The following is a 379-nucleotide window of genomic DNA, read 5'->3' as shown; positions in this document are numbered from 1 at the left end:
CGATGTGGAGACGAAAAGTATCGAGATGAAATTCGCGGGGCGCGCAATATAGCACAAATTTTGATCAAGTCCGACGATAACAGTCGGTTTTACCTGCGTCCATCCGCCCAGGTGCAAGCCGACAACTATCTAGTGCCGCCGCCCGACCGCCTTGTCGTTAGCTGACGCTTCAAAAAACCGGCAAGGCTACCGTCATGACTCCAACCTCTCCCCAACTCACCACCGAACAGTCTCATTTCGACGTGATCAAAGAGCATTTGCCAGCCTGGCTGCTCAATGCCCCCGGCGAGCAACGCAACGCCTTGCGCCAGAGCATGCTCGCCAGTTGCAATTCCCGGCACGAGGTCCAGCGGATGATGGCAAAACTGCAATCGCCCGA

General features: G+C 55.9%; 1 protein-coding gene. It reads left to right on the top strand.

The window, feature by feature from the left end; translation table 11 throughout:
* Positions 1-194 precede the first annotated feature (194 nt).
* On the top strand, positions 195-379 hold a 185-nt coding region (locus HX773_RS25485; RefSeq protein WP_176973814.1), incomplete at its 3' end, for a hypothetical protein.

Source organism: Pantoea sp. B9002 (assembly GCF_013385945.1).
Taxonomy (GTDB): Bacteria; Pseudomonadota; Gammaproteobacteria; order Enterobacterales; family Enterobacteriaceae; genus Pantoea.
The sequence above is the reverse complement of the archived record's forward strand: the minus strand, read 5'-3'. Positions and strand labels throughout refer to the sequence as shown.